This window comes from Mesorhizobium sp. M7D.F.Ca.US.004.03.1.1, from assembly GCF_003998635.1.
In the GTDB taxonomy this organism is placed as follows: Bacteria; Pseudomonadota; Alphaproteobacteria; order Rhizobiales; family Rhizobiaceae; genus Mesorhizobium; species Mesorhizobium loti.
Map to the genome: position 1 here is coordinate 1 of NZ_RZQG01000079.1, position 12,339 is coordinate 12,339.

Sequence of the window (12,339 nt, forward strand, 5' to 3'; positions counted from 1 at the left end):
AAGCTTGGCGGCGCGCTCGAGCTCGACGGCAAGCCGCTTGCGCTGGCTTCCGCGGCCGATGCCGTCGCGCATGGCATCTTCCTGGTGCCGGAAGACCGCAAGCTGACCGGCATCCTGCTCGACCTATCGATCGCCCAGAACATTTCGCTGCCCAATCTGCCGGCGCATGCGCGCCGCTCCCTGGTTTCGGCAAGCGCCGAGACCGCCACCGCCGAGAAGCAGAAGAGCAATCTCGGCATCAAGGCGCCGTCGGTGCAGACGCGCACCGGCACGCTGTCGGGCGGCAACCAGCAGAAGGTCGTGCTCGGCAAGTGGCTGGCCATGAATCCGAAAGTGATGATCCTCGACGAGCCGACGCGCGGCATCGACATCGGCGCCAAGGCGGAAATCTATGGCCTGATGCGCGCATTGGCCGATGCCGGCGTCGCCGTGCTGATGATCTCCTCGGACATGGAAGAGGTGATCGGCGTGTCCGACCGCATCGCCGTCATGCATGAGGGCCAGATTTCGGGCATTCTCGACAAGGACGGGTTCAGCCAGGAAAACGTGCTGCTGCTGGCGGTGGGCAAGCAGCCGAAATAGTTTTTTGTTTTTGCCGCAGGTCTCGCGGAACCTGCCCGGGCAGGCATTGGGGAGAAGACGATGAGCAAGAAAGATCTCGGCCTGCTGATCCTGATCCTGGTGGTCGGCGCCATCGTGGCGATCATCAATCCGCGCTTCCTGTTGCCGATCAACCTCGCCAACACCTCGAACCTGATCGGCTTGTTCGGCATCCTGTCGATCGGCCAGGCCTTCGTCATCATCACCGGCGGCATCGAACTGTCGGTCGGCTCGGTGGTCGCGCTGCTGGGAACGCTGTTCATCGACTTCATCGCCGTGCGCGAGGTGGCGTGGCCGCTGGCCTTCGTGCTGATCCTCGTGCTCGGCGCCATCATCGGCCTGGTGCATGGCTGGCTGATCACAAGGCTCAAGCTGCAGCCCTTTGTCGTCACTTTGTGCGGCCTCTTGATCTATCGCGGCGTCGCCCGCTTCTACACCGCTGACGGCACCGCAGGCTTCGCCTTCGGCCAGAACTTTCCCGACCTCGAATTCCTCACCGCCGGGCGCTCCTACGGCGTGCCGAACAGCTTCATCGCGCTGATCGTCATTTCCATCGTCATGTGGGTGGTGCTGCACCGCTCGGTGTTCGGCCGCTATCTCTACGCCATCGGCAAGAACGAGGAGGCGGCGAAATACTCCGGCATCCGCACCGGCCGCGTCGTCATGGCGGCTTACGTCATCTGCGGCGTGCTGACGGCGCTGTCGGCGATCTATTTCGCCATGTACACGCGCTCGATCTCGCCGGCCAGCCACGGCCAGTTCTACGAACTCTACGCCATCGCAGCCGCCGTGCTCGGCGGCTTCTCGCTGCGCGGCGGCGAGGGCTCGCTGATCGGCGTCATCCTCGGCACGGTGCTGCTGCAGGAGCTGCAGAACCTCGTCAACCTGCTCGGCATTCCGTCTTCGCTCAACTTCGCGGTGATGGGCGGCGTCATCCTCATCGGCGTGCTGGTCGACCAGCAATGGGGGGTGTTCCGGGAACGGCGGCTGATGGTCGATGCCACCCGCAAAAGCGCCGCCGGCGCGGCCGCGGAATAACCGCCGGCCGCGACACGACAGCTTGTCCGCGCTTTGAGATTATTATAATAGCATAACCCGAACTTGGTCGGGGGCGGACGAGACATGCGCTGCGATTTGCGAGGCAAGGTAGCGCTGGTCACCGGAGCCGCGGGCGCGATCGGCAGTTCCATCGCCAAACGCCTGTCCGACAATGGCGCCGCGGTCGTCGTCGCCGACATCAACAGCGATGGTGCGAGCCAGATCGCGGCCGGTTTGAGCGATGCGATCGCCTGCCCAGTCGACATCCGCGATGCCGCATCGGTAGACAGTGCGATCGCCGCCATCATGGAGCGCCACGGCCGGCTCGACATCCTCATCAACAATGCCGGCGTCAACACGCTGGCGCATCGCGTCACCATTGACGAATTTCCCCCCGAGGAATGGGATCGCATCACCGGCATCGATCTCGACGGTCTCTACATCATGAGCCGCGCGGCATTGGCGCCCATGCTCGCCGCCGGCAGGGGCGGGCGCATCGTCAACATCGCCTCGGTCGTCGGGCTTGCCGCCATGCGGCTGCAAAGCCCCTTCGTCGCCGCCAAGGCCGGCATCATCCATCTGACGCGATCGATGGCCATCGAACTCGGAGCCAAGGGCATCCTGACCAACGCGATCGCGCCGGGCTCGGTGATGACGGCGCTGACGGCAAAACTGTTCTATGGCGACGACGGCAAGTTCGCCGGCCGCACGCAGGAATTCCTTGCCCATGTCCCGCTCGCCCGCCCGGCCCAGCCGGAGGAGATCGCGGAAACCGTGCTGTTCCTGGCCTCGCCGGCCGCCAGCTACATCAACGGCCAGGTGCTGGCCGTCGATGGCGGCTGGACGGCAGGATACATGATGTGAGTAAAGCCATGGAAATCGACCTTGATGGCGCAGCGATTGCCCTTGATGGCGACAGTAACCTGATCGCCGAGGCAGCGCTTGCCGCGCTGCTGGCCAATGGCGGCCTGCTGGTCGAGGGCTCACATGCGCGCGACGCCGATATCCTGCTGATGTCCTGTCCGCTGCGGCCGGGAACGGTGGCGGGAGATCCGCGATCGCTTTACGCCGATGCGCGCAAGGCTGCCGTGACCATGACCGAGCGTGGCAGCGGCCGCATCGTCTTCCTGGTGTCGGCCACCGCCGGCATGCCGATGCGCCGCCACCCGCGCTTTTCCATGGACAACGCCTCGATCCTCGCCGGCATGCGCACGCTGGCCATGGAGTTCGGCCCGAAGGTGCTGGTCAATGCCGTCGGCGTCGGCGCGGTTGAGGATGAAACCATGGTTTCCGGCGACAAGGCGATGCTCAGCCACACCCCTGTCGGCCGCGCCGGCAGCATCGAGGAAGCCGTTGCAGCCGTGCTGTTCTTCTGCGATCCCCTGAACACCTATACGACGGGCCAGATGCTGGGGGTCGACGGTGGATGGATGGCAGGCTATGGGCGCAATTTCTAAATTGTTGGTGCTCGACGCCGGCGAGCCCCTCGCGAATTATCGGGCCTCGGGGACAGCTTGGCGCGTCGCTGGAAAGCGCCCCTCGCAACCGCTATGAATGGCTGATGTCGCGTGATCCGCAGGAAGTGCTGGATCGCGCCCTCTTGGAGCATGGTGATGACCGATAGACCGCCGGCGGGCGAGAAGAAGCCGCAGCGCCTTGGCGTCCGCGAGATCGCCAAGCGCGTCGGCGTCGCGCCGATGACGGTGTCGCGCGCGCTCTCCAATCCGGACATGGTGTCGCCGGAGACGCGCGCCAAGGTGCTCGAAGCCATCGAGCAGGCCGGCTTCGTGCCCAACCGGCTGGCGTCGAGCATGCGCGGCAATGGCCGCATGATCGGCACCGTGGTGCCGCCGTTGATCAATTCGGGCATCGCCGAGCAGGTGCAAGGCATGTCCGACGAGTGCCATGAGAGCGGCTATTCGATGCTCCTGGTGCAGGGCGAGTTCACGCAGGAAGCCGAGGAGAAATCGATCCGCAATCTGCTCGGCTGGCGCCCGGTCGGCATGATCCTGCAGAGCTTCGTACAAAGCGAGGTCGCCCGCGCGCTTCTCAAGAGCAGCGGCGCACCGGTGGTAGAGATATCCGAGATCAAGGGCCGCAAGCCGATCGACATGGTGGTCGGCGTCTCCAATTTCGAGACCGCCTATGCCATGACCATGCATCTGGCGGCCAAGGGCTACAAGCGCATCGGCTTCGTCTCGACGCCCATCCACGGCAATGACCGCCTGCAGCAGCGCCGCACCGGCTATCACGCCGCACTCACCGAACTCGGTATCAAGAATCATGACGACATGGAGGTCGAGGTGCCGATCACCGCCCAAGGCGGTGCCGATGCGCTGGTGACGTTGACCTCCCGCCACAGGGATATCGATGCCATCTTCTTTTCCAGCGACACACTCGCCGTCGGCGCCGTACAGGAATGCCACCGCCGCCGCTGGGCGGTGCCGGGCAGGATCGCGATCGCCGGCTATGGCGACATGGATCTGGCAGCCCAGCTTTATCCGCCGCTGACCACGGTCAAGGTCAATCGCTACGAGATGGGCCGGCGCGCCGTGCGGCAATTGCTGGCACGGCTCGGCGGCAACACCAAGGTGCCGACCATCACCAGCCTCGGCTTCGAGATCGTCGACCGCGACAGCGCCTGATCAGTTCTTCCGCTCTTCCCGTCGCCCGAGGCGCTTTTCCCAGCCTTCGGCATGGACGTTGAGATAGGCGTGGGGATCGTAGGGGTGCTCCTTTATCGCTTCGATGTTGAGATCGATGCCGAGCCCCGGCGCGTGCGGCAGCGACAGATGGCCATTGTCCGGACTGACGGTCGGATGCCAGGTGACGAGGTCGCGCGTCCACGGGTCGTTGAAGGCGTCGAAATGCTCCTGGATGAGGAAGTTCGGCACGGCCGCGGCCAGCTGCAGGCACACAGCCGTTGCCACCGGCCCGCCGCTCTGATGTGGCGCGATATGGCTGCCATGGGCGAGCGCCAGATTGGCCACCTGCATCGACGGCGTGATGCCGCCGAGCGACATCGGCTCGGGCTGGAAGATGTTGACGCCACCGCCTGCCGCCAGCGTGTAGAATTGGCCGACCGTGTCGTACATCTCGCCGGTCGCCACCGGAATCGGCGATCGATGCGCCACTTCGTGCACGGTTTCCTGGCGGTCGCGCGAGGTCGGCTCCTCCCACCAGTAGATGTCGAGATCGGCGAATTTTTGCGCCGCCTGCAGGGCGGCGATCTCGGTGAAGCGCGCATGCACGTCGATCAGGATCAGCGTGTCCTTCGGCAGTTCATCGCGCAAGGCCCGGCAGATGGCGTAGGACAGCTCCAGCTCCTCGCGCGCGATAAAACCTTGCGCGGTGCCGAACGGATCGAGCTTGAACGCCTTGAAGCCCTTGGCCAGCACTGCCTTGGCGGCCTCGAGAAAAGCCTCCGGCGTGCGCTCGGTACGGTACCAGCCATTGGCGTAGCCGAGCACGCTGTCGCGCACCTGGCCGCCGAGTAGCTGGTGGATAGGCACGCCGAGGCTCTTGCCCAGTATGTCCCAGCAGGCGACCTCGATCGCCGCGATCACCGTGCGGTGGATATGGCCGCCGTCGAGCGAAACACTGTCCAGCATGCGTTTGGCTAGCGCATTGATGCGACGCGGGTCCTGGCCGATGGCGAGATGCTTGAGTTCATGCACGCCGGCTTCGGTGGTCTTGATGAAGCCGTTCAGCGTGCCTTCGCCGACACCGTGAATGCCCTTGTCGGTATGCACTTTGACGAATAGCCAGTTCTTCCAGCCGGCGCCGACGGCAAAGGTCTCGATCTCGGTGATCTTCATGCGGAACCCTAACTCAGCGCAGCGATCGTCGCGATGACGGCCTCGGTCGTCAGGCCATATTTCGCTTGCAAGGTCGGCACCGCGCCGCATTCGATGTAGCGGTCGGGCAGGCCGATGCGCGTTACCTTCTTCGCAATACCGGCATCGAACAAGGTCTCGACGACAAGGCTCGCCAATCCACCGACCACGACATGGTTTTCTGCCGTGACAATACGGCCAACTGAGTCGGCAAACTCGGCCACCGCTTCGGCATCGAACGGCTTTATGGTCGGAACATGCAACACGCCGACGGAGGTCCCCTGTTTGCGCAAGGCGTCCGCCGCGTCCAGCGCCCGCTCGGTCATGAAGCCGGTAGAGATGATACCGATATCCGAACCGTGGCGAAGGTGACGTGCCTTGCCGATATCAAAGATGTAGCCGGGTTCGAACACGATAGGCACGCTGCCGCGCAGCAGCCGCATATAGACCGGTCCCTGATGCTCGGCGATCGCCTTGGTTGCGGCCTCGATCTCGGTCGCGTCGCAGGGATCGATGATGGTGAGACCGGGGATCATGCGCATCAGCGCCAGATCCTCGATCGCCTGATGGGTGCCGCCATAGCCGGTCGTCAGGCCGGGCAGGCCGGCGACGATCTTGACGTTGAGGTTGGAGTGGGCAAGCGCGATGGCGACGAAATCATAGGCACGCCGCGTCGCGAACACGCCATAGGTGGTGGCGAACGGCACCTTGCCGGTGCGCGCCAGCCCGGCGGCGACGGCCACGAGATTCTGCTCGGCCATGCCGACATTGAAGAAGCGGTCCGGGAAGGCGTCGCGGAACGGCAGGATGTCGGTATATTTGCCGAGATCAGCGGTCAGCCCGACAATATCGGGCTGACTCTGGCCAAGTTTTGCGAGCGCCCGGCCGAACGGTGCCTCCACGCTGTGCCGGCCGCCGCCGACCGCTTCGTCCTGGCCCATGGCCAGCGTGCGGCCGGCCTCCACTGCCGCGCCGCTCATTGGGCCGCTCCCGCGCTCTTCTCGAACTCGGCGATGATGCCGTCCCATTGCGCGACGTCGATGCGGAAGAAATGCGATTTCTCGCTGCTCTCGATGCGTGGCACGCCCTTGCCCGGCAGCGTGCGCAGCACGATCGCCTTCGGCTTGCCGTTGCGCTCACGTGCGCCAGCCAGCGCGCCGACCACCGCCGTCATGTCGTTGCCGTCGATCTCGAATGTTTCCCAGCCGAAGGCGCGCCATTTGTCGGCTACAGGTTCCATGTCGAGCACGACAGGTCCGTCGGCCTGGATGCCGTTGCAGTCGATCAGCGCTACCAGCCCGTCGAGCCTGAAATGGCTGGCCGACATCGCCGCTTCCCAGGTCGAGCCCTCCTGCATCTCGCCATCGGAAAGCTCGACGAAGACGCGCGCGTCGGAACGGTCGACGCGCAAGCCCAGCGCCTGGCCGACGCCTTGCCCCAGACCGTGGCCGAGCGAGCCACCGATCATTTCGACGCCGGGCGTGGTGTCGAGCGTCGACATCTCCAGCCGGCTGTTGTCGGCGCCGTAGGTGACAAGCTCCTCGACCGGAATGATGCCGGCCTCGGCAAGTGCCGCCCACAGCGCGATGGAATAGTGCCCGGTCGACAGCAGGAAGCGGTCGCGATCGGGCCAGGCTGGATTGTGCGGGTCGTAGCGCAGTTCGTGGAAATACAGCGCCGCCAGCGCATCGGCGATACCCAGACCCTGGCCGATATAACCCTGGCCCTGGCCGCGCGCCATGGTCAGCATGTGGCGACGCAGCCGCCTTGCCTTGCGTTCGAGCGCGCCGATATCGGCGCTGCCGGGAGGGGAGTTTCGCTGCATCGGATCAGTCCTTGTCGAGCCCACCCGACATGTTGAGCCGCTCGGCGGTCATGTAAGCGGGCGAATCGAGGCAGAGCCACACCACCGCTTCGGCCACCTCGGAAATCTCGGCGCGGCGGCCGAGCGGAATGCGGCGGGTGCGCTCGTCGAGAAAGGTCTGCAGATCGTTGCGGCCGTTGGCGCGGGCCAGATCGGCCTCCGTCGAACGCTGCATCTCGGTGTCCATCATGCCGGGCGCCAGGCTGTTGACCAGCACGCCATAGGGGGCCAGCGCCACCGCGGCGGCACGGGTGATGGAATCGACGCCGGCCTTGCTGGCGGTGTAGGCGGTGTAGTCAGGCAGTGCCATGCGCGAGCCCGGCGAGGTGATGTTGACGATGCGCCCGGAGCGCTGCTCGCGCATCACCCGGCCCGCCGCCTTGCAGGCCATGGCAAGGGCGGTGACATTGAGCGCCAGCGTGCGGGTCCAGGATTTGTAGGTGGCGTCGAGGAACGGCTCGATCACGCCATAGCCGGCATTGTTGACCAGGATGTCGATGCCACCCCAGCGCGCGACCACTTTTCTCACCGCCGCTTCCGGCGCGCCCTCCAGCGTGAAATCGCTGATGATGCTTTCGCTTTCCATACCGGTTTCGCCGATCTGCCTGACGGTCTCGGCCAGTCCTTCTCCATTGATGTCGGTGACCGCGACGACAGAGCCGCGCCGGGCCAACTGGATCGCCACCTCACGGCCGAGGCCGCCGGCGGCGCCGGTGACCAGCGCTCTCCTTGGCGTCGTATTTTGATTTTCGGTAGGCAAGCGAACACCCTCCTGGTGGCCATCTTGACGGGATTGATACCGGTACCATAAATGGCTGTCAACGGGGATGTGCTATTGTCCCATCGACCGTGCGGTCGGTTGGAATGGAGAGAAAAAAGATGAAAGTCGTCGCGCTCGAAACGCTGCAGCTGGCGGAGTTCCCGTTCCTATTCTGGCTGCGCGTCCACACCGATGCCGGCCTTATCGGCACCGGCGAGACCTTCTGGGCGCCGGGGCCGGTCGCTTCCTACATCCACGACAATGTCGCCGCCTATCTCCTGGGCAAGGATCCGCGCGACATAGAGCTGCACGACCGAACGCTGGGCAGCGTCTATGTCGGCGCGCGCGATTCCGGGGCCGAGGTGCGTGGCAACTCCGCCGTCAACATCGCGCTGTGGGACATCTACGGCCAAGCGCTCCGCGAGCCGGTCTGGCGGTTGCTTGGTGGGCGCACGCACAGAACCGTGCCGATCTACAACACTTGCGCCGGCTACAAACATGTCCGCGCCACGAAGAAGAACGCGCTGTTCGAGCGTGGCGAGGACTGGTCGCTCAAGGCGGGCGATTCGAACGAAAGTCCGTATGAGGATCTGCTTGCCTGGCGCTACAATGCCGGCGACCTCGCCAGGAGCCTGAAGTCGGAAGGCATCGGCGCGATGAAGATATGGCCATTCGACATCGCCGCCGAGGCCTCGAATGGCACCCGCATCTCGCTTGCCGACCTCGACAAGGCGCTGGAGCCTTTCCAGAAGATCCGCGACGCCGTTGGCCGCGACATGGAGATCATGGTCGAGCTGCACGGGCTGTGGACGTTGCCGCCAGCGCTGCGCATCGCCGAGGCGCTGAAGCCCTACGATGTCGCCTGGCTGGAGGAGCCGATCCGCTACAACGAGCTCGACGCCATGGCCGAGCTCGCCCGCCACACCTCGATACCCGTCGCCGCCAGCGAGCGGCTTGCCTCGCGGCAGATGTTCAAGCAGTTGATCGACAAGCGCGCGGCTAGCGTGATCATGATCGATCTTGCCTGGTGCGGCGGGCTCTCGGAAGCGCGCAAGATCGCCAACATGGCCGAGGCCAGCGAACTGCCGGTGACCCTGCATGACTGCACCGGGCCGATCGTCTATGCCGCCAGCTGCGCACTCTCGGCCACCTTGCCGAACGTCAACTACCAGGAAGCGGTGCGCGCCTATTTCACCGGCTGGTACACCGAGATTGTCGCCGACATTCCGCCGGTCAAGGACGGCCATGTCGCGCCGCTCGAAGGGCCGGGGCTTGGTCTCAGCCTGCGGCCGGAGTTGTTCCAGCGGCCTGACGCGACGGTGCGCATCACCAAAATCTAGCCGTCATCAGGCTCTTTTCTGAGCCAGTAGACATTATGCTATTATAATCTATGATGAACCGAAGCGGGCGATCCACAAGCTCGCCGCCGGCGCTGAGCCGACCGGCGCAGACGGGTTCAGGGAGGCTTTGGTGGCAATTTCTGCGGCGCGCGCACGCGAGGATTCCAGGGGTGCGCCAAACCTCCCCGACCGGAAGGTCCTGCTCGATTTGTTCGAACGCATGGTGCTGTTGCGCCGCTTCGAAAGCATTGCCCAGATCGCCTGCCGCAAGGGTGAGACGCCCGGCTTCCTGCATCTCTATATCGGTGAGGAGGCGACCGGCGTTGGCGTCTGCGCGCATCTGCGCCCGACCGACTGGGTCACCTCGACCCATCGTGGCCACGGTCACGCGCTGGCCAAGGGCGCCAATCCGGGACGGGTGATGGCCGAACTGTTCGGCAAGACCGACGGCATCTGCGGCGGCCGCGGCGGCACCATGCATCTCTATGACCGCTCGGTCGGCCTGTTCGGCACCAACGGCATCGTCGCTGCCGGCATCGGCCATGCCGTCGGCATCGGCATGAGCGCGCGCCAGCAAGGACGCGACGACATCGGCGTCGCCTTCTTCGGCGACGGCGCCGCCAACCATGGCGGCTTCCACGAAGCGCTCAACTTCGCCGCTGTGCAGCGGGCCCCCGCTGTCTTCGTCTGCGAGAACAATCTCTACGCCACGGCGACGCCGCTCAACTCCGTCACGCTCAATCCCGAGATCGCCACCAAGGCCGCCTCCTACGGCATGCCTGGCGTGGCGGTCGACGGCAACGACGTCTTCGCCGTCTGGCTGGCGATGAAGGAAGCCACCGAGCGCGCCCGTGCCGGCAAGGGTCCGACGCTGATCGAGGCCAAGACCTACCGCACCGTCGGCCACCATGAGGGTGATCCGGTCATCGGCACCTACCGGACGCAGGAAGAACTCGACTCCTGGATCAAGCGCGATCCGATCGACATGTTCCGCAAGAAGCTGGTCGAGGATTATGGCGTCGCCGATGCTGAAGCGCTGGCGGCCATCGAAAGCCGGATCGAGAAGGTCGTCGAGGAGGCGCTGGCCTTCGCCCGCAACTCGCCCGAGCCCGATCCGGCGACCGTGCGTCTGCATGTCTTTGCCGATCCGATCAACCCGCCCGCCGCCTTGGCTTGGCGTGCCGTCAGCGAGACGCGCGTGCAAGGCTGGCTCGAAGCCGTGCGCGACGGCATTGCCGAGGAGATGCGCGCCGATCCGGCGATCCTCTATTTCGGCGAAGGCACCGGCGAACGCGGCGGCAGCTTCGCCCACACAAAGAACCTGTGGCAGGAGTTCGGCGCCGAGCGGATGGTCGACACGCCGATCTCAGAACAGGGCTTTACCGCGGCCGCCGTCGGCGCCTCGGCCACCGGCGCCCGCACCGTCTCGGACCTGATGTTCGCCGACTTCGCCTTCGAGACCGCCGGGCAGATTTTTTTGCAGGCGGCGAAGCTGCGCTACATGACCAGCGGCCTGATGAGCGCGCCGATGGTTGTGCGGGTCGGCGCCGGAGCGCTGCGCAGTTCCGGCCCGCATCATAGCGGCATCTATCACCCGGTCTTCGCCCACATGCCGGGCCTCATCGTTTGCGTGCCCTCGACCCCGGCCGACGCCAAGGGCCTGATGAAGACGGCGCTCAAGGCCGGTGACCCGGTTATCATGCTCGAACCCAAGGCGCTGTTCGCGTCCAAGGGCGAGGTGCCCACCGGCGAACATTATGTGCCGTTCGGCGTCGCGCGTATCGCCCGGGCCGGCACCGACATCACCATCGTCGCCGCCGGGCAGATGGTGCAGCGCGCGCTGGAGGCGGCGCAGGCGCTGGCCATTGAGGGCATCGAGGCCGAGGTGATCGACCCGCGCACCATCATGCCGCTCGACATCGACACCATCGTCGCCAGTGTGCGGAAAACCCATCGCCTGCTCATCGTCGATGAAGCCTGGGCGATGTGCGGGCTTGGCGGCGAGATCGCGCAAGCGATCAACGAACTCGCCTTTGACGAGCTCGACGCTCCGCCCGGAAGACTGCACACGGCGCCGACCTCGCATCCCTTCGCGCCGGTGCTGGAGCGCGCCATGCTGGTCGACACGGCGCGCATCGTCCAGGGTGTGCGCGACGTCATATCAGGCAAGCCGCCGGTGCCGGATCACTGGTACACGGTCGGCCTGAAAAGTGCTGTGCCGGCTAATCTCGCGCCTGTCCCGGCCAAGCCGCAACCCGCCACGCCGGCGCCAACGACCGCACCTGCCGCCAGCGACGACGAGCCGATAACGATGCCGTTCGGCGACCTCACCGTCAGCGAGGGCACCGTCGTCAAATGGCTGAAGGCGGTCGGCGATGCGGTCAAGGAGGGCGAACTGATCGCCGAGATCGAAACCGACAAGGCCGTGGTCGAGATCGAGGCGCCGATCAGCGGCACGCTTGCCGCGATCGACCAGCCGGTCGGCGCCGTCGTGCCGATGGGCGGCCGCATCGGCGGTATCAAGAAATAGTCCTCTCTCCCAAACATTCCGAAGGGCAAGCATGAAGATCTTGTGCGCCAACTGGCAAGCCGCCGACGAAGCCGAACTCGAGCGCGAGCACTATCCCGACATCGAACTCATCCTCGCCCGGTCGACCAACGACAAAGCAGCCGTACTCGACCTGGCTGTCTGCGAGACGGTCGATGCCGTCATCAACTATTCGCCCACCCACAATGTCGCAGCCGCCCCGACCGCCTTTCCCAAGGCACGGATCGCGGTGCGTTCCGGCGTCGGCTTCGACAACATCGACACGGCGGGCTGGGGTGCGCGCAAGATTCCGGCCTGCAACGTGCCGGACTATGGCACGACCGAAGTCGCCGACCACGCCATCGGCCTGATGC

The 12,339-nt window shown here is 65.2% G+C and carries 11 protein-coding genes and 1 pseudogene; 8 read left to right on the plus strand and 4 right to left on the minus strand.

All coding sequences use genetic code 11. The annotated features are described in order from the left end of the window. The 5 genes from EN935_RS07570 to EN935_RS07590 form a co-directional block, all read left to right on the plus strand. Positions 1–582: ATP-binding cassette domain-containing protein (locus EN935_RS07570; RefSeq protein ID WP_164771041.1), on the plus strand; the 582-nt coding region annotated here is incomplete at its 5' end. A gap of 60 nt (positions 583–642) precedes the next feature. Further along, positions 643–1,638 (plus strand): ABC transporter permease, encoded by a 996-nt coding sequence (locus EN935_RS07575; protein WP_109667096.1) that lies wholly within the window; start codon positions 643–645, stop codon positions 1,636–1,638. An 84-nt stretch (positions 1,639–1,722) separates the two neighbouring features. Next, entirely contained in the window at positions 1,723–2,502 is a 780-nt protein-coding gene (locus EN935_RS07580) for an SDR family NAD(P)-dependent oxidoreductase (RefSeq protein ID WP_127262362.1), read from the plus strand. Between the two features lie 8 nt (positions 2,503–2,510). Further along, positions 2,511–3,095, plus strand: a complete 585-nt coding sequence (locus tag EN935_RS07585; RefSeq protein WP_127262361.1) for an SDR family oxidoreductase — start codon at positions 2,511–2,513, stop codon at positions 3,093–3,095. 156 nt (positions 3,096–3,251) lie between these two features. Continuing rightward, a complete protein-coding gene (locus EN935_RS07590) occupies positions 3,252–4,283 on the plus strand; it encodes a substrate-binding domain-containing protein (protein ID WP_245468611.1) in 1,032 nt (343 codons plus the stop codon). On the opposite strand, the gene EN935_RS07595 is transcribed toward EN935_RS07590, so the two are convergent. From EN935_RS07595 to EN935_RS07610, 4 genes are read right to left on the minus strand one after another with little or no spacing between them, the layout of a single operon-like run. After that, positions 4,284–5,456, minus strand: coding sequence for a mandelate racemase/muconate lactonizing enzyme family protein (locus tag EN935_RS07595; RefSeq protein ID WP_127262359.1), 1,173 nt, complete (start codon positions 5,454–5,456; stop codon positions 4,284–4,286). An 8-nt stretch (positions 5,457–5,464) separates the two neighbouring features. Then, positions 5,465–6,454, minus strand: coding sequence for a transketolase C-terminal domain-containing protein (locus EN935_RS07600; RefSeq protein ID WP_127373246.1), 990 nt, complete (start codon positions 6,452–6,454; stop codon positions 5,465–5,467). After that, a complete protein-coding gene (locus EN935_RS07605; protein ID WP_127373247.1) occupies positions 6,451–7,299 on the minus strand; it encodes a transketolase in 849 nt (282 codons plus the stop codon). The genes EN935_RS07600 and EN935_RS07605 overlap by 4 nt, the downstream gene beginning before the upstream one ends. A 4-nt stretch (positions 7,300–7,303) precedes the next feature. Further along, positions 7,304–8,098: an SDR family oxidoreductase gene (locus EN935_RS07610; protein WP_127262357.1), complete on the minus strand. Its 795-nt coding sequence runs from the start codon at positions 8,096–8,098 to the stop codon at positions 7,304–7,306. A gap of 119 nt (positions 8,099–8,217) precedes the next feature. Between EN935_RS07610 and EN935_RS07615 the strand changes: the two genes are divergently transcribed. The 3 genes and pseudogenes from EN935_RS07615 to EN935_RS07625 form a co-directional block, all read left to right on the plus strand. Further along, the gene (locus tag EN935_RS07615) at positions 8,218–9,438 is read left to right on the plus strand and encodes a mandelate racemase/muconate lactonizing enzyme family protein (RefSeq protein ID WP_127262356.1); all 1,221 of its coding nucleotides are present in this window, start codon (positions 8,218–8,220) and stop codon (positions 9,436–9,438) included. 130 nt (positions 9,439–9,568) lie between these two features. Beyond that, positions 9,569–11,968: a thiamine pyrophosphate-dependent enzyme gene (locus tag EN935_RS07620; protein WP_127373248.1), complete on the plus strand. Its 2,400-nt coding sequence runs from the start codon at positions 9,569–9,571 to the stop codon at positions 11,966–11,968. Between the two features lie 31 nt (positions 11,969–11,999). Beyond that, positions 12,000–12,339 (plus strand): annotated as a pseudogene (locus EN935_RS07625) (C-terminal binding protein); the annotation flags it as partial.

Coding starts and splice junctions, on each gene's coding strand:
- EN935_RS07575 (WP_109667096.1), top strand. CDS start 643: ATGAGCAAGAAAGATCTCGGCCTGCTGATCCTGATCCTGGTGGTCGGC.
- EN935_RS07580 (WP_127262362.1), top strand. CDS start 1,723: ATGCGCTGCGATTTGCGAGGCAAGGTAGCGCTGGTCACCGGAGCCGCG.
- EN935_RS07585 (WP_127262361.1), top strand. CDS start 2,511: ATGGAAATCGACCTTGATGGCGCAGCGATTGCCCTTGATGGCGACAGT.
- EN935_RS07590 (WP_245468611.1), top strand. CDS start 3,252: ATGACCGATAGACCGCCGGCGGGCGAGAAGAAGCCGCAGCGCCTTGGC.
- EN935_RS07595 (WP_127262359.1), bottom strand. CDS start 5,456: ATGAAGATCACCGAGATCGAGACCTTTGCCGTCGGCGCCGGCTGGAAG.
- EN935_RS07600 (WP_127373246.1), bottom strand. CDS start 6,454: ATGAGCGGCGCGGCAGTGGAGGCCGGCCGCACGCTGGCCATGGGCCAG.
- EN935_RS07605 (WP_127373247.1), bottom strand. CDS start 7,299: ATGCAGCGAAACTCCCCTCCCGGCAGCGCCGATATCGGCGCGCTCGAA.
- EN935_RS07615 (WP_127262356.1), top strand. CDS start 8,218: ATGAAAGTCGTCGCGCTCGAAACGCTGCAGCTGGCGGAGTTCCCGTTC.